The organism is Cupriavidus sp. F041 (assembly GCF_057814235.1).
Genome location: NZ_JBVASY010000001.1, coordinates 903,997 through 918,692 on the forward strand (window position 1 = coordinate 903,997; position 14,696 = coordinate 918,692).

Below are 14,696 nucleotides of genomic sequence, written 5' to 3' on the forward strand. Positions count from 1 at the left end.
TCGCTTTCATTCATCACGGCACTCACGGGGCAGGACACTAGATGGCCTACGACAAGTTCCTCTCGCAGGACGAGGTAGACGAATTACTGAAAGGCGTGTCGGGCGAGACCGACACGCCCGAGGTCGCCGCGCCGGTCTCCGAGGATGGCGTGCGCCCGTACAACCTGGCCACGCAAGAGCGTATCGTGCGCGGCCGGCTGCACACGCTCGAGATCATCAACGAGCGCTTTGCCCGCCAGCTTCGCACCCAGCTGTTCAACTTCATCCGCCGAGGCGCCGACATCTCCGTAGGCTCGATCCGCATCGAGAAGTACGGCGACTTTGTGCGCAACCTGCCGGTACCGACCAACCTGAACCTGGTGCACATGAAGCCGTTCCGCGGCACGTCACTGTTCGTGTTCGACCCCAACCTGGTGTTCCTGGTGGTCGACAACCTGTTCGGCGGCGACGGGCGCTTCCACACCCGCGTGGAAGGGCGCGACTTTACCCAGACCGAGCAGCGCATCATCCGGCGCCTGCTGGACCTGGCGCTCTCCAGCTACGGCAACGCCTGGCAGGCGGTGCACCCGATCGAGCTGGAATACATCCGCTCGGAAATGCACACCAAGTTTGCCAACATCGCCATGCTCAGCGAGGTGGTGGTAACAACGGCCTTCCATATCGAACTCGGCGCCGTCGGCGGCCAGCTTCACGTCTGCTTCCCGTACTCGATGATCGAGCCGGTGCGCGACCTGCTGATGAACCCGCTGCAGGACGAGGTCGAAGTCGACAAGCGCTGGATCTCCCAATTGTCGCAGCAGATCCGCGCGGCCGAGGTAGACCTGGTAGCCGAATTTGCCCACGTGGAAAGCACCGTAGCCGATGTGCTGGCGCTGCGCGTCGGCGATGTACTCCCCATCGAGTTGCCCGAGCAGGTCTTCGGCAAGGTCGATGGCGTGCCCGTGATGCAGGCCGGCTTTGGCACCATGAACGGCCAGTATGCGTTGCGGGTAGAACGGATGATCAATCACCAAGAAATCGATTCCAACAAGGAAACCGACCATGACTGACGGCAAAGAGGACATCCCGGCCGACCCGATGGACGACTGGGCCAGTGCCCTGGCGGAGCAGACCAGCGCCGAGGATCTCGCCGCTGCCGCCGCGCCTGCCCAGGCCGTCGCCACGCCAGCCACAGCAACACCGGCCGCCTCCAAGGTCTTCCAGCCGCTGGCGAAGGAACCGCCCAGCGCCTTCCATAACGACATCGAGATGATTCTCGATATCCCGGTCCAGCTCACGGTAGAGCTCGGTCGCACCAAGGTGCCGATCAAGACGCTGCTGCAGCTGGCCCAGGGCTCGGTGGTGGAGCTCGACGGCCTGGCCGGCGAGCCGATGGACGTGCTGGTCAACGGCTACCTGATCGCCCAGGGCGAAGTGGTGGTGGTGAACGATAAGTTCGGCATCCGCCTGACAGACATCATCACGCCGTCCGAACGCATCCGGAAGCTCAACAGATGAACGCCAGCCCGCGCCGGACCGCCACCGCCGCGCTAGCCGCCGGCGTGGCCCTTGCGCATGCCGCGCCCGCGGCCGCGCAGGCCAGCGTGGTTGCCGCCAGCCCTGCCGGTACCGGCACGGTCGGCAGCGGCGTCGGCGCCGGCAGCCATGTCGGCGTTGGCGCCGCGTCGGGACTGGCGCAGGCCGGCCTCGGCCTGTTCGCCGTCATCGCGCTGATCCTGCTGCTGGCCTGGCTGGCGCGCCGCGCCGGCCTGGTGCGCCATGGCCAGGGCGGCCAGATGAAAGTGATAGGCAGCACCATGCTCGGGGCGCGCCAGCGCCTGATCATGGTGGAAGTGGGCGACACCTGCCTGGTGCTTGGTGTCAGCGCCGGCGAGATTCGCACGCTCCACACTTTGCCCGCGCAAGCCGCGCACAAGCCGGACCAGAATCCCGGCGGCGCGGCAAGCCAGGGTCCGGCCGGCAGCTTTGGACAAAAGCTGCTGCGCGCCATGCAAGGCAACCTGAAGTCATGAATTTCCTGCCTGACGCCCCCCGGCGCTCCCTGCAATACCACCTCCAGTCCTTCCGCGAATACCTCAGCCAGCCCGCCCGGCTTGCGCTCGCGGTCCTGCTGGCCTGCGCGTGCCTCGCGCTGGTGCTGTTGCCGGCCATGGCGCATGCGCAAGCGCTGCCGGGGCTGACCAGCAAGGCCGGTCCGGGCGGCAGCCAGACCTGGTCGCTGTCGGTGCAGACGCTGGTGCTGCTGACCTCGCTGTCCTTCCTGCCGGCGGCCATGCTGATGATGACGGGCTTCACGCGCATCATCATCGTGCTGGGGCTGCTGCGCAATGCGCTGGGCACGGCCAGCTCGCCGCCCAACCAGGTGCTGGTGGGACTGTCGCTGTTCCTGACCTTCTTCGTCATGTCGCCGGTGTTCGACCGCATCTATACCGACGCCTACAAGCCGCTGTCCGAAAACAAGCTCAGCCTGGAAGACGCCGCCGCCAAGGCCGCCGCGCCGCTCAAGGCGTTCATGCTCAAGCAGACCCGCGAGAAGGACCTGGCGCTGTTCGCCCAGATGGCCAAGGCGCCCGAAATGCAAGGCCCGGAAGACGTGCAGATGCGTATCCTGGTGCCCGCCTTTGTCACCAGCGAACTCAAGACCGCATTCCAGATCGGCTTTACTGTCTTTATCCCCTTCCTGATCATCGACCTGGTGGTAGCCAGCGTGCTGATGGCGATGGGCATGATGATGGTGCCGCCGGCCACCATCGCGCTGCCATTCAAGCTGATGCTGTTCGTGCTGGTGGACGGGTGGCAACTGCTGCTTGGCTCGCTGGCGCAGAGCTTCCTGAACTGATCACGGGGCGCCTGCCCCACCCTAGGCCTTCGCCATGACTCCGGAAACCGTAATGACCATCGCCACCCAGGCGATGAAGATGACCCTGATGCTGTCGGCGCCGCTGCTGCTGGTGGCGCTCGTGGCCGGCCTGGTGGTGAGCCTGTTCCAGGCCGCCACGCAGATCAATGAAATGACGCTGTCCTTTATCCCGAAGCTGCTGGCGCTGTTCGCCACCATGGTGCTGGCCGGCCCGTGGATGATCAACACCTTCGTCGACTACATGCGCGAAGTGTTCCAGGGCATTCCCGCCCTGGTGCACTAAGCCCGGCGCCGCGACTGACCGCGCTTTAGCCAGGCCCGCCGCCGTGCTCTCCGTCACCTCCGCCCAGCTCTACGCCTGGATCGCCGCCTTCCTCTGGCCCATGTTCCGGATGCTGGCGCTGATCGGCACCGCGCCGCTGTTCGGGGAATCGACCATCCCGAGGCGGGCCAAGGTCGCGCTGGCGGCGCTGATGGCGGTGATCATCTCGCCCACCATCGACAAGCTGCCGCTGGTGCCGGTGTACTCGCTCGAGGGCCTGCTGATCATCCTCAACGAGGTCGGCATCGGGCTGGCGGTGGGGTTCAGCATGCGGCTGGTGTTCGCCGCCGTGCAGTTCGCCGGCGAAACCATCGGCCTGCAGATGGGCCTGTCGTTTGCCTCCTTCTATGACCGCTCCTCCGGCGGCCAGACCATGGTGCTGTCGCGTTTTCTCAACGTGGTGGCCACCCTGATGTTCCTGGCGATGGACGGCCACCTGATGCTGCTGGCCACCGTCGCCGACAGCTTCGCCGCGCTGCCGATCGCCGCCCAGCCGCTCACCGGCGCAGGCTGGGCCGCCGTGGCGGGCGCCGGCGCCACGGTGTTCTCGTCCGGGCTGCTGCTGGCGCTGCCGCTGATCGCCGCGCTGCTCACCCTCAACCTCGCCATGGGCATCCTGAACCGCGCCTCGCCGCAGTTGTCGATCTTCGCGGTCGGGTTCCCGGTCACGCTGGGCGGCGGCATCTGGATGATGATGCTGATCATGCCGCAGATGAGCACCTACATGGGAAGGCTAATCGAGGGTGGGTTGAGTACGGTGGGGATGGTGCTGGGGCAGTTTGGACGCTGAGGGCCGGGGCCTCACGCGTTCTCTGGCGCAGGCAACGAGCCTAGAAAACTGGCGGCCAGCCCGACGCACTCATCGTAGCTCCGTTGAAAACGATGTCTCACGATGCGTTCAAATTGTTCTCGCAAGACCGGCGTGCCTGCCTCCACTTATCAGCACCGTGCCCCCGCCAAACGTCCAGAACGGTTCAATCCCACCGTGCTTTCTGACTTCCTCCATCAGCGTGAACGCATGAGGAAACAGAAGCTCCCAGATGTCGCCCTTCAATGGGACTAACCGGAATAGCTCACGTTGGCGCCCTTTGCCGCCATCCATAGCGCCCGTACTGGCTTGCCCGTTGCCTGCCGAGTGGCGTCAGGGTCGCTCACCTCCAGCGCGAGGCCGAGCACGTCCAGCAATTTGCCCAAGCTGTCGAGCGTTACATTGACGGTGCCATGTTCAATACCATTGAGTGACTGCCGGGAGAGCCCAGCCATGTCTGCCAATTGCTGTTGGGTGAGCCCAAGGGAGTTACGCTTGCGTCGAATGGCCGCGCCAAGTACATGGGCGTTCATGATCCGACCTCCCTTTTGAATCTCGATAATGTCAATTATAGATGACATTATCGAAGGCGGTCCGCGTATCGGGGCCACGGTCTCAGGGCAGTGCGGACACTGAGGACCACACCCTCAGGACACCACGACCCGCGTACACCCAGCCAGGGTTTCAAACCCGATCTCCACCGGCAGGAACTTGCCAATCACTTCTGCATTGCTGCGCAGGTGATCGGTCACTTCGTCCACCGTAAAGCTCCCGCTACCCGCCAGCGCCATCGGCAACAGCAGCTGATCGGCCAAGTGCGGGCCCACCGCGCCCTTGCCGGCCAGGTAGGCGCGTGCCTGGCGGCAGGCGGCGCCAGCCACGCTCTCCGCCGTACGGCCCTTTTCGCCGAACTCGCAGAACAACTCGGTGACGTGCTCGTGCGGCAGCGTCAGCAACACCGCATTGCCTGGCCCTTCCTCGTGCCGCAGGCCGCCCACGTGCAACTGGCTCGCCTCCCATCCCATCAACTCGCCCACCAAGTCAAGCTCGCGCCGCGCTACGTGAAGCGGTACGCCGGCGATCAGCGCACGTGCTTCGGCAACGCCGGGCGTGCCGCGCTCTTCCAGCGCCAGCGCGCGCCATGCCGCGCCGGAGCGTCCGCTCACTGTCAGTTGGCCCCCGCCCGCGGGAAAGAAGCCGTGGCGGCGCAGCGTCAGGTCGGCCGCCGCGCCCATGCGCGCCATCAGCGGCAGCCACGCATCGCGCAGGAAGGTCGCCGAGGGTGCCATGGGGTTGTGGGTGCCGCCCGACAGAGTCAGGGTGAAACTCTCGTCGCCGGCCGCGCTCCACAGCGCGGGCAGCAGCGTCTGCAGCACCAGCGTGCAACTGCCGGCGGAGCCGATGGCGAAGTCGTAGTTGCCGGCGCGCACCGGCCCCGGCGCGAAAGTCAGCGAGGTCGAGCCGATCGCCGCGCCTTCGGTGCGCGCGCCGCTGATCGCCTGCGCCGCGACCACGGCGGTCAGGTGCTGGCGCATCAGCCCCGGCTTGCTGCGCCGGGCGCGCACATTGGCGATATGCACCGGCGTGCCGGTCACCATGGCCAGCGACAGCGCGGTGCGCAGGATCTGCCCGCCGCCCTCGCCGTAGGAGCCGTCGATTTCCATCATTGCGTTTACTCGTCTGTTCTTGTTGTCATGCCGGCGCGGCCGGGGACGTTTCCCGTCCCGGTCCGCGCCGGTGGCCTCGGCATCGCTCAGCCTTTCACGCACACCACCTGCTTGAGTGTGTGGACGATTTCGACCAGATCGGACTGCGCCGCCATCACGGCATCGATATCCTTGTACGCCATCGGGATCTCGTCGATCACCTCGGCGTCCTTGCGGCACTCCACGCCTTCCGTGGCGCGCCGCTGGTCGTCCACCGTAAAGTGTCGCTTGGCCTCGGTCCGGCTCATGGTGCGGCCCGCGCCGTGGCTGCAGGAGCAGAACGACTCTTCATTGCCCTTGCCGCGCACGATGTAGGAGCGCGCGCCCATCGAGCCCGGGATGATGCCGAGTTCGCCGGCCTTGGCGCTCACCGCGCCCTTGCGTGTCACCAGCACGTCCTCGCCGAAGTGGTGCTCCTTCTGCACGTAGTTGTGGTGGCAGTTCACCGCTTCCATCTCCGCCGCAAAGGGCTTGCCGATCACGGCGCGGGCGGCGTCCAGCACATTGGCCATCATCAGTTCACGGTTGTGCCGCGCATACTGCTGCGCCCACTCCACCGCAAACACGTAGTCCTCATAGTGCTGGCTGCCTTCCACCAGGTAGGCCAGGTCGCGGTCCGGCAGGTTGATGAAGTGGCGGCGCATATCCGCCTGCGCCAGCTCGATGAAGGTATTGCCGATGGCATTACCCACCCCGCGCGACCCCGAGTGCAGCATGAACCAGACCGACTGGCTCTCGTCCAGGCAGACTTCGATAAAGTGGTTGCCGGTACCCAGCGTACCCAGGTGGTTGCGGTTGTTAGTGCGCGTCAGCTTGGGGTACTTCTGCGTGATCCGCTCGAAGCCGCCGGCCAGCGCGGCCCAACTGGCATCCACCGTATCCGGCACGTCACCCCAGGCGCCCTTGTCGCGTCCGCTGCGGTTGTTCGAGCGCCCGTGCGGCACGGCTTTCTCGATGGCGCTGCGCAGCGGGCCCAGGTTATCGGGGAGGTCGCCGGCGCACAGCGTGGTCTTGACAGCAATCATGCCGCAGCCGATATCCACGCCCACCGCCGCCGGGATGATGGCGCCGCGCGTCGGGATCACCGAACCGATGGTCGAGCCCTTGCCCAGGTGCACGTCTGGCATCACGGCCAGGTGCTTGAAGATGAACGGCATCTGGGCGGTGTTGGCGAGTTGCGCGCGGGCGCCCTCGTCGACCGGCACGCCGTGGGTCCACATCTTGACCGGACGGCCCTTGCCGGTCCGGAATACGTCGTAATTCTCCTTGGAGGTCATCTCTGCTTCTCTCTTTGCCTTGCGGCGGGACTACGCTGGCAGTGGCCAGCAAGATACCAAAATAAGTGGGCGACTAGTGGTTGTGGAACCGGCGCTCTATCGTTGAGCTACGCTGCCCCGGCCAATCCGGTTTAGCGGCGGGACTCGCACCCGCAACCTCCTCATTACCAGTGATGTAGTTCCACAGGCATTCGCCCGTCAACCTGAAAGAATGCGGCTCCGCCACGACAAGGATCGGCCGGATTGACGCTGCCGTCCTGCGCAGCGCGCCGGAATCGAACCGGCAATCAGCAGATGTAATCCCGGCCAGCATTCGTGGCAAGTCCGCATACCGCAGGCGCCGCGCGGGGCGCTTGGGGTATGCAGGCTCGGGGGCGGCAACCGGCGACAAGGGTCAGGACAGACAAGCCTTGGATGTAGTCTGCCCGGCATTCGCCGGCCACCGCCGAGCTTCACAACCTCACAAGCTCTCAACTTCACAGGTTGAGCGCCGAGATCTCGCCCACCCAGTGCCCGGCATGCAACTGCCCGGCGGCAAAGGCGGCGACGATCTGGAACACCGAGTCGGAGAAGCCCCCGATGTTCAGGATGTCGTCGCGCTCCGGCGCCTGGCTGCCGGCGTAGGGCTGCACAGGCACACCAGCCGTGCCTTGGGATTGCGCTGCCTGAAACACTCCCACTCGCGCAGCGTGGCTGTCGGGCCATTGCGGACATCCATCCACGACTGGCTGTCCGACACCAGCATCACCAGATCGGCGCTGACGCGGCGGTGATTCAGCCAGGCCAGGGGCGCGCTGCAGTTGGTGCCACCGGCGCCGATCTCCGCCATCTTCTGCGCGTTGGTCATTACCGTGTCGCGCGGGTTCAGCGTCAGCTTCACCACCTCCTCCTTGAACGGCAGCACCACCGTATCCGGCTGCTTGCGCAGGAAGGTGGCGGCAACCAGCGCCGCGGCATCCACGCAGCGCACCGCGCTGCTGGCGCTGCCGCGATAACCGCTCACCGGCGAGTGCATGGACCCCGATACGTCCGGGCAAACCACCATGCGGCCCTCCACCTGCGGCACATTGGCCAGCGCAAGCTCCAGCGCATCCTGCAAGGCCTCGCGCACCACAGGCGGCAGTTCCTCGCCCGCCGCCTGGTATGCGGCCAGCAACTGGTACGGGAACACCCGGGCCCGCGCAATGGCGACGGGATCGCGCAGCTTTGCCGCAATCTCCTGCGCCATGCCCGGCAGGGCGAACACGCCGTGGCGGGCAAAGGTGTTCAGGTTCATCCGCACCATCTGCCAGCCGCCCTGCCGCGCCACCTCGGCCCAGGCCTGGGCATCCAGGTCCAGCGAGGCCAGCATCTGCAACGGCACCTCCGACACCGGCGCCTGGCTGCCTTCGGCTCGTGCCTGCCGGTAGGCCTCGAAAGCCTGCGTGGCCGGCGGCAGCGCAGCCGGGTCATACGGCTTGCCGATCAACCGGGCGAAGAAGGCAGCGTGCCAGGCTTCTGCGGGCTTCGGGTGCACCATCTTCACCACATCGGCCAGCGAGGGCCGCGTACCAATCGCCGCGGACAACAGCGCGCGCTCGCTGGCGGTATTGAGCCACTGCTGCACCAGCTTCTTCGGCCGCGTGCCCAGTGATTTGCGGCCCACCGCACCGCTGCGCAGGATCTGCACGACATTGCGCAGCATCTTGCCGTTGTCGATCACGCGGCCGAACACCGCCGGCAGGTACTGCGGGCCGCGCAGCGTCAATGCCGCGACCAGCAGGGCCGACATGTCCTTCATATAGCCACGCTCGCGGCAGTACACGGCGGTCTTGGCGATAAAGGCCGGGTCGACGTCTTCGCACAGCGCCAGCACGGCGTCGAGCTGGACTTCGGCGCTGGCGTAGAAGGTGCCGTTCAGGCAGCCGGTCGCCGCGTACTGCGCCAGGCGATGCTCGCGTCCCAACGCATAGCCGGTACCGCCCGCCTCGTTGGTCGCGTCCGCCGGCGGCAGAAAGCGGCCACGCAGGCCTTGGAACAGACTGGTATTTGCCATTCGCATTCTCCCTGGAGACTAGTGCGTTGCCGGTGCGGGCGGTGGCGTCTTGCGCCTGGTTTGGCTGCCGTTGGCTTTCGGCCTGCACCGTATTCGATAGTCTCTATTCAGCAATCGGTGTGCCAGGGCACGACCGGCTTGAGCACAAAGCCGGCAAGCCATTGATATAAAAAGATTTTTCTTCGACTGATGGAGAATGAATGCCGGATTTTGGCTTATTGAATTGCCTCTATTTATATATATTTATCTAGCTATATATAAATCAAGAGAACATGAAAAAAGTCGTCATCGGCTTCATCGGCACGCAACTCGACCGCGGCAAGGGCTCCGCGCGCTGGGAGAAATGGCGGCCCACGGTCGCGCTGTGCCAGCACGAAGACCTGCTGGTAGACCGCTTCGAGCTTCTCTATACAGCCCGCCACCGGATGCTGGCCGAACTGGTCGCGGCCGATATCGCCAAGGTTTCGCCGGAGACCGAGGTCCGGCTGAACCTGCTGGCGCTGGAGGATCCCTGGGATTTCAGCGAGGTCTATGCCTCGCTGCATGAGTTCGCGCGCGGCTACCGCTTCGATACGGAACGCGAGGATTACTGGGTGCATATCACCACCGGCACGCACGTGGCGCAGATCTGTCTGTTCCTGCTGACCGAGGCGCGCTACCTGCCGGCCTGCCTGCTGCAAACCTCGCCACCCTTGCGGCAGGCCAGCGGCCATCCGGGCAGCTATGCCGCCATCGACCTCGACCTGTCCCGCTACGATCAGCTCGCCGCGCGCTTCTCGCGCGAGCAGCAGGACGCGGTATCGCTGCTCAAGTCCGGCATCGCCACCCGTAATCCCGCCTTCAACCGCATGATCGGCGAGATCGAGCGCGTGGTGCTGCGCTCGCGTGCGCCGGTGCTGCTGACCGGGCCCACCGGCGCCGGCAAGTCCTTCCTGGCGCGGCGGGTGTTTGAACTGAAGAAGGGCCGGCATCAACTGAGCGGCGGCTTTGTGGAAGTGAACTGCGCCACCATCCGTGGCGACGGCGCCATGTCCGCCTTGTTCGGCCACGTCAAGGGCGCCTTTACCGGCGCGCAGGGCGAGCGCGCGGGCTGGCTGCGCTCGGCCCACCAGGGCCTGCTTTTCCTGGACGAGATCGGCGAGCTGGGGCTGGACGAGCAGGCCATGCTGCTCAAGGCAATCGAGGAGAGACGGTTCTTTCCCGTGGGCGGCGACAAGGAGGTGCAGAGCGATTTCCAGCTGATCGCCGGCACCAACCGGGACTTGCGCGTGGAAGTGCGCGCGGGGCGTTTCCGCGAGGACTTGTTCGCCCGCATCAACTTGTGGACTTACCGCTTGCCGGGGCTGGCCGAACGCCCCGAGGACGTGGAGCCCAACCTGGATTATGAGCTCGCGCGCCAGGCGCGCGAACTCGGCAGCCAGGTGCGCTTCAACAAGGAGGCGCGCCTGGCGTGGCTGGATTTCGCGGTGTCCCCGCAGGCCTGCTGGCGCGGCAACTTCCGCGACCTCGCGGCTTCAGTGACGCGCATGATGACGCTGGCCGACAGCGGCCGCATCGATGCGCGCGCCGTGGACGCGGAGATAACGCGCCTGAGCGAATCCTGGCAGGACGGCGACGACGAACAAAAGAACGGCAAGGTGTCGGGCCAGCGCCTGGCACAAGCGCTGCTAGACCCCGCCGTGCTGGCCGCCACGGACCCTTTCGACCTAGTCCAGCTCGACTACGTGCTGGGCGTGTGCCAGCGCAGCCGGAGCCAGGCCGAGGCCGGGCGCCAACTGTTCGCGGTTTCGCGGCTGGGCAAGAGCAGCAGCAACGACAGCGACCGGCTGGCCAAGTACCTCGGCAAGTTCGGCCTGACGTTCGCCGCCGCGAGCGGGGCCTGAGGGGCGGCCCCCGTGCTCTCAGTGAGGAAACGAAGCATGAAGCCCGCTCAGGCCATGCCGGCCTGACCAATCGCTTCGGCCACGATCCGCGCGGCCGTTGCCAGCACGTCGTTCCGATATGCCGCGTCCTTGTCGCCTTGCGTGAAATAGATTGCCATCACGACAGGCGGCTTTCCGGGCGGCCACGCCACGGCAACATCATTGGCCGCGCCGTAGTCGCCGGAACCGGTCTTGTCCGCCACCTGCCAATCCGCTGGCACGCCGGCGCGGATGCGCATCGCGCCGGTCGTGTTGCCGCGCATCCATTCCACCAGCCTGCCGCGCTCCGCCGCGCCCAGCGCATCGCCCAGCGCGAGCCGTTGCAGGCTCCGCGACATCGCCGCGGGTGTCGACGTGTCGCGCGGATCGCCCGGTATCGCCGTGTTGAGTTCGGTCTCCCAGCGGTCGAGCCGGAACGCGTCGTCGCCGATCGAGCGGGCGAACGCCGTCACGGCGGCGGGACCGCCAAGTATCTTCATCAGCAGGTTGGCAGCCGTGTTGTCGCTGTACTGGAGCGCGGCCGCGCAGAGTTCCGAAACCGTCATGCCTTCGCCTGCGTGCTTTCCGGTGACCGGTGAATACGCAACGAGTTCGTCTTTCGTGTAGGCGATGCGCCGTTGCAGCAGTCCGCTTTCAGCCGCGCTGCGCTGCAAGATGGCGGATGCCGCGAGCACCTTGAACGTGCTGCAGAGCGGAAAACGTTCGCTGGCGCGGTGGCTGATGCGCACGCCGTTGGCCGTATTCAGCGCCGCGACCCCGAGCCGCCCGCCCGCTGCGGACTCGAGAGCGGCAAGGCGGTCTTGCGCCGCGGCGCTCCCCCCGGCTCTGCCTGCCCACGGGGTACAGGCGCTGGTGAAAGGAACCGAAACAGCGGCAAGCAGCAGCGTGCGGCGAACGGGTGAGTGTCTCATCTGTCTTTTCCTGTGATGTTGGAACGGATGCCATTTGCCATTCCGGCTGACATGGCATCCGTCGGATGCCGCGGCTTTAGCGGGAGGCCAATAGTCCCGGCAGCTCCTGCATGAACGCTTCCCGCGTGCGCAAGCCGGCGCTGACCGGCTCCTTCTTTTCGTCCTGGATCAGGCGGGCAAACACCACGCTGCGGCCCGCTTTCGTCGCCCAGCCGACAAACCATCCATAGCCGTGGTTCCAGTCCTCGGACCCATTGGCCAGGATCGGAGCGCCGGTGCCTGTCTTGCCGTGCACGGCCCATCCATCCGGCAGCACGCCGATCGCCATGATCCGGCTCGTCATGTCGTAAGCATGCGCGGAGACGGGCAATTTGCGATTGACTACCTTCGCCAGGAAAGCGACCTGCTCCAGCGGCGAGATCTTCAGCGACGAACTGAGCCATGAGTGCGTCAGCCCATTGTGCTTCCCGGGGTCCCCCGAGACATCGCCATTTCCATATTGAAACTCGCCCACATAGCGCCGGAAGCGCGCTTCGCCAAGTTGTTGCGTCAACTGCTGCGAGTACCACACGACCGAAGTCTTCATCCAGCGTTCGGGATCCGTGGTAACGCGCTTGGCGGGATTGCTCTCGCGATACGCCGCACGAAACGGCATGGCCGGCGCATGCTCGTCCACCAGCAGCCCCGAGTCGAAGCCCATCAGGCTCAGAGGCACCTTGAACGTCGATGCGACGGTCACGCGCTGGCCGCAGGTACCCTCCTGTTTCAGGACCTTGCCGCTGGCGGCGTCCGCCATCACCGTGCAGAGCACTGCCGCACGGGCCGTTGAGACCGAGAGCGCCGCGCATAGCGCGGCCAGGATTGCGGTTTGCTTCAAGATCTTCTCCATTGTTCTTAGTAGCGATCGGAGCCACCCCGCGCAGCCGTCGCTGCGAAGAAGTGGCGGTCCCTGCTGCCCTGCCGGTGACGTGCCGGGGCACGAACAGCGGCAAGGGCGCACGGGATTGCTGGCCAGGCCTGGCGGACGAAGCGGAGCATAGGAGTCCGGCGGCACGCCGCCAAGAGCATTTGCTGTAACCTCTGTAACCTGCGCGTTCTGGCGGTGCCCGCCGAAGGCGCCCACGGCCCTCCAATCGATCCGCGAACGCATGCCCCAGTCCGCCCTCACCATCGAGTTGTCCGCGCCCTTTCGCGTCAATGGCGAGCCCGCGCGCTACCAGAGCCTGTGGCTGCTCGCCGCGGTCTGCCTGGCCGCGCGCAGCGGCGCCACCGGCGTGCCAGCGGTGCAGTTGCGAACGCGCTTTCCCGACGCCGCCAATATCCGCATGCTGGTCTCCCGCGCCTTTGCCGATTTCGCGCGCTGGGACATCCCGGTGGGCTGGGGGCCGGATCGCAGCCAGGGCGCCGCCGGACTCAACCCGGCGCACCGCAGCCGCGGGCCGTTCTGGATCGCTGCGGCAGCCTGCAAGCGCCTGCGCTTTACCGTGGACGGCCGCCGTGCCGGCGACGCGGCGCTGGCGTGCTTCGTGGGACCGGCCACGGGTACCGCGCAGCGCGCCGGCCAGGGGGGCGATGGAAATCCCGGCAGCCCCGGCAATCCTGCCGTCGACTACGTGATGCGCGACATCAGCTACTGGAGCCACCTCACGCAAGCCATGCGTGGCATGCAGGACGGCGTGGGCGTTGCGGGGGGTAGCGCCAGCAACGGCGTGGCCAACGCCCTGCGCGCGGCGCAGCGCTGCGCCACCGACGATTTCCAGCACGCCTTCGCCCTGCTCAAGGAGAGCCTGGCGTGGCGGCGTGGCGACGACCTCGCGCGCAGCCGTGCGGCGCTGCAGCGCTTTGACCGCATCGTCGGCACCGGCACCGTGGATACCGCCCTGCCCACCTTCGCCGCCATGGCGCGCGTGGTGCGCGCCTGGGAGCGCTATGCCGGCAACCAGATGGAAGCGGCGCAGGCCGAGCTGGAAAGCCTTGCCGCGGATCCCGAGTTGCAGCCGGTGGTGCGCTACAACCCGCGCGTGCGCTTTGAAACCCTGAACCTGGGCGCGCTGATCCACAAGACCGTGGCGATCCGCGACATGGCCACGCAGCCGGAGGCAGCCCGGCAGGCCGCCGAAGCCGCCGTGGCGGGCTTCTCCGGCGCGCTGCAGGCCGCGTACGAAGCGGACTCAGTAGATGCCGCGCAGCACGTGGCCGCCAATCTCGGCCTGTGCCTGTGGCTGTTCTGGAACCATGCCCTGATCGACCCGGCGCGCCAGTGGCCCGCCGGCCAGGTGCAGCGCCAGTCGGTGCGCTGGCTGGGCTTGTCGGAGTGGATCTGCGACCGCTTCGGCGTGGGCGGCGGCTCGGCGTGGAACATCATTTTCCTGCTGCGTATCGCGCGCGGCAACTGCGCGCAGGACGGCGGCGGCACGCTCAGGGCGTTCCGCGCGCAGCGGCCGCTGCTGCTCGACGAAGCGGTGGACGCGCTGCGCCCCTTCCATGCGCCGTTTGCCCGCGCCAAGGGCTTTATCAGTTGGTCGTCGCTGGCCGGCTTCGCGCTGGACGAGCACGATGCCGGGCACGTGCATTACGGCGCCCTGCAACTCGCCAACCTGCTGCTCGAAGCCAGCTGGTTCCACACCTTCGAGCACGGCGAGCCCCCCGCCGCGTTTGCGACCGTGGAGCGCCTGGCCGGCCTGCTCGGCAAGCTGCGCCCGGCGGAGCGCCGCTTCTTCCATGCCGCCATCACCGCGCTGCCGCGCGAACTGCAGCTGGCCGCGGCTGAAGCCATGCGCGCCGCCCGCCGCGGGGGCCAGGACCGCTGCGCTGACACATAACGTTCATCGCGCCGAAACATCCCTTCCGTATAT

General features: G+C 66.5%; 15 protein-coding genes. 8 read left to right on the plus strand and 7 right to left on the minus strand.

Annotated features, from left to right (window positions below):
• Window positions 1–41 precede the first annotated feature (41 nt).
• From fliM to fliR, 6 genes are read left to right on the plus strand one after another with little or no spacing between them, the layout of a single operon-like run.
• Window positions 42–1,049 carry a flagellar motor switch protein FliM gene (gene fliM / locus ACZY0R_RS04160; RefSeq protein WP_488857255.1) on the plus strand — a complete coding sequence of 336 codons (1,008 nt, stop codon included), beginning with the start codon at window positions 42–44 and terminating at the stop codon, window positions 1,047–1,049.
• Window positions 1,042–1,497 carry a flagellar motor switch protein FliN gene (fliN, locus tag ACZY0R_RS04165; RefSeq protein WP_488857256.1) on the plus strand — a complete coding sequence of 152 codons (456 nt, stop codon included), beginning with the start codon at window positions 1,042–1,044 and terminating at the stop codon, window positions 1,495–1,497. The genes fliM and fliN overlap by 8 nt, the downstream gene beginning before the upstream one ends.
• Window positions 1,494–2,012, plus strand: a complete 519-nt coding sequence (fliO, locus tag ACZY0R_RS04170; RefSeq protein ID WP_488857257.1) for a flagellar biosynthetic protein FliO — start codon at window positions 1,494–1,496, stop codon at window positions 2,010–2,012. Before fliN ends, fliO begins: the two co-directional genes overlap by 4 nt.
• A complete protein-coding gene (fliP, locus tag ACZY0R_RS04175) occupies window positions 2,009–2,839 on the plus strand; it encodes a flagellar type III secretion system pore protein FliP (protein ID WP_488857258.1) in 831 nt (276 codons plus the stop codon). The genes fliO and fliP overlap by 4 nt, the downstream gene beginning before the upstream one ends.
• Window positions 2,840–2,873: 34 nt before the next feature.
• Window positions 2,874–3,143: a flagellar biosynthesis protein FliQ gene (gene fliQ, locus ACZY0R_RS04180; RefSeq protein ID WP_035870540.1), complete on the plus strand. Its 270-nt coding sequence runs from the start codon at window positions 2,874–2,876 to the stop codon at window positions 3,141–3,143.
• A gap of 43 nt (window positions 3,144–3,186) precedes the next feature.
• On the plus strand, window positions 3,187–3,972 hold the full coding sequence (fliR, locus tag ACZY0R_RS04185; RefSeq protein ID WP_488857259.1) for a flagellar biosynthetic protein FliR: 786 nt from the start codon (window positions 3,187–3,189) through the stop codon (window positions 3,970–3,972).
• 269 nt (window positions 3,973–4,241) lie between these two features.
• Here the strand turns inward: fliR and ACZY0R_RS04190 are convergent, their stop codons facing one another.
• The 5 genes from ACZY0R_RS04190 to ACZY0R_RS04210 all read right to left on the minus strand — a co-directional run bounded on the left by ACZY0R_RS04190 (window position 4,242) and on the right by ACZY0R_RS04210 (window position 9,008).
• Window positions 4,242–4,523, minus strand: a complete 282-nt coding sequence (locus ACZY0R_RS04190) for a helix-turn-helix transcriptional regulator (RefSeq protein WP_488857260.1) — start codon at window positions 4,521–4,523, stop codon at window positions 4,242–4,244.
• A 114-nt stretch (window positions 4,524–4,637) separates the two neighbouring features.
• Window positions 4,638–5,657, minus strand: a complete 1,020-nt coding sequence (gene rtcA / locus ACZY0R_RS04195; protein WP_488857262.1) for an RNA 3'-terminal phosphate cyclase — start codon at window positions 5,655–5,657, stop codon at window positions 4,638–4,640.
• An 86-nt stretch (window positions 5,658–5,743) separates the two neighbouring features.
• Complete coding sequence (locus ACZY0R_RS04200) at window positions 5,744–6,973, minus strand: RtcB family protein (protein ID WP_488857263.1); 1,230 nt, start codon at window positions 6,971–6,973, stop codon at window positions 5,744–5,746.
• Window positions 6,974–7,449: 476 nt separating this feature from the next.
• Window positions 7,450–7,605 carry a hypothetical protein gene (locus tag ACZY0R_RS04205; protein WP_488857264.1) on the minus strand — a complete coding sequence of 52 codons (156 nt, stop codon included), beginning with the start codon at window positions 7,603–7,605 and terminating at the stop codon, window positions 7,450–7,452.
• Entirely contained in the window at window positions 7,557–9,008 is a 1,452-nt protein-coding gene (locus ACZY0R_RS04210; protein ID WP_488857265.1) for an RNA-binding protein, read from the minus strand. The genes ACZY0R_RS04205 and ACZY0R_RS04210 overlap by 49 nt, the downstream gene beginning before the upstream one ends.
• 272 nt (window positions 9,009–9,280) lie before the next feature.
• On the opposite strand from ACZY0R_RS04210, the gene rtcR reads away from it, so the two are divergent.
• Window positions 9,281–10,891 (plus strand): RNA repair transcriptional activator RtcR, encoded by a 1,611-nt coding sequence (rtcR, locus tag ACZY0R_RS04215; RefSeq protein ID WP_488857266.1) that lies wholly within the window; start codon window positions 9,281–9,283, stop codon window positions 10,889–10,891.
• 47 nt (window positions 10,892–10,938) lie between these two features.
• Here the strand turns inward: rtcR and bla are convergent, their stop codons facing one another.
• Both bla and blaOXA read right to left on the minus strand, forming a co-directional pair.
• Complete coding sequence (bla, locus tag ACZY0R_RS04220) at window positions 10,939–11,841, minus strand: class A beta-lactamase (RefSeq protein ID WP_488857267.1); 903 nt, start codon at window positions 11,839–11,841, stop codon at window positions 10,939–10,941.
• A gap of 76 nt (window positions 11,842–11,917) precedes the next feature.
• Window positions 11,918–12,730 (minus strand): class D beta-lactamase, encoded by an 813-nt coding sequence (gene blaOXA, locus ACZY0R_RS04225; RefSeq protein WP_488857268.1) that lies wholly within the window; start codon window positions 12,728–12,730, stop codon window positions 11,918–11,920.
• Window positions 12,731–12,989: 259 nt separating this feature from the next.
• On the opposite strand from blaOXA, the gene ACZY0R_RS04230 reads away from it, so the two are divergent.
• Window positions 12,990–14,663: a hypothetical protein gene (locus tag ACZY0R_RS04230; RefSeq protein ID WP_488857269.1), complete on the plus strand. Its 1,674-nt coding sequence runs from the start codon at window positions 12,990–12,992 to the stop codon at window positions 14,661–14,663.
• Window positions 14,664–14,696: the final 33 nt, after the last annotated feature.

Bases quoted from the DNA above. Each gene is read 5' to 3' on its own strand.
- ACZY0R_RS04230 (WP_488857269.1), top strand. From the start codon at position 12,990: ATGCCCCAGTCCGCCCTCACCATCGAGTTGTCCGCGCCCTTTCGCGTC.
- fliP (WP_488857258.1), top strand. From the start codon at position 2,009: ATGAATTTCCTGCCTGACGCCCCCCGGCGCTCCCTGCAATACCACCTC.
- fliM (WP_488857255.1), top strand. From the start codon at position 42: ATGGCCTACGACAAGTTCCTCTCGCAGGACGAGGTAGACGAATTACTG.
- ACZY0R_RS04200 (WP_488857263.1), bottom strand. From the start codon at position 6,973: ATGACCTCCAAGGAGAATTACGACGTATTCCGGACCGGCAAGGGCCGT.
- fliO (WP_488857257.1), top strand. From the start codon at position 1,494: ATGAACGCCAGCCCGCGCCGGACCGCCACCGCCGCGCTAGCCGCCGGC.
- ACZY0R_RS04190 (WP_488857260.1), bottom strand. From the start codon at position 4,523: ATGAACGCCCATGTACTTGGCGCGGCCATTCGACGCAAGCGTAACTCC.
- bla (WP_488857267.1), bottom strand. From the start codon at position 11,841: ATGAGACACTCACCCGTTCGCCGCACGCTGCTGCTTGCCGCTGTTTCG.
- rtcA (WP_488857262.1), bottom strand. From the start codon at position 5,657: ATGATGGAAATCGACGGCTCCTACGGCGAGGGCGGCGGGCAGATCCTG.
- fliN (WP_488857256.1), top strand. From the start codon at position 1,042: ATGACTGACGGCAAAGAGGACATCCCGGCCGACCCGATGGACGACTGG.
- fliQ (WP_035870540.1), top strand. From the start codon at position 2,874: ATGACTCCGGAAACCGTAATGACCATCGCCACCCAGGCGATGAAGATG.
- ACZY0R_RS04210 (WP_488857265.1), bottom strand. From the start codon at position 9,008: ATGGCAAATACCAGTCTGTTCCAAGGCCTGCGTGGCCGCTTTCTGCCG.
- rtcR (WP_488857266.1), top strand. From the start codon at position 9,281: ATGAAAAAAGTCGTCATCGGCTTCATCGGCACGCAACTCGACCGCGGC.
- blaOXA (WP_488857268.1), bottom strand. From the start codon at position 12,730: ATGGAGAAGATCTTGAAGCAAACCGCAATCCTGGCCGCGCTATGCGCG.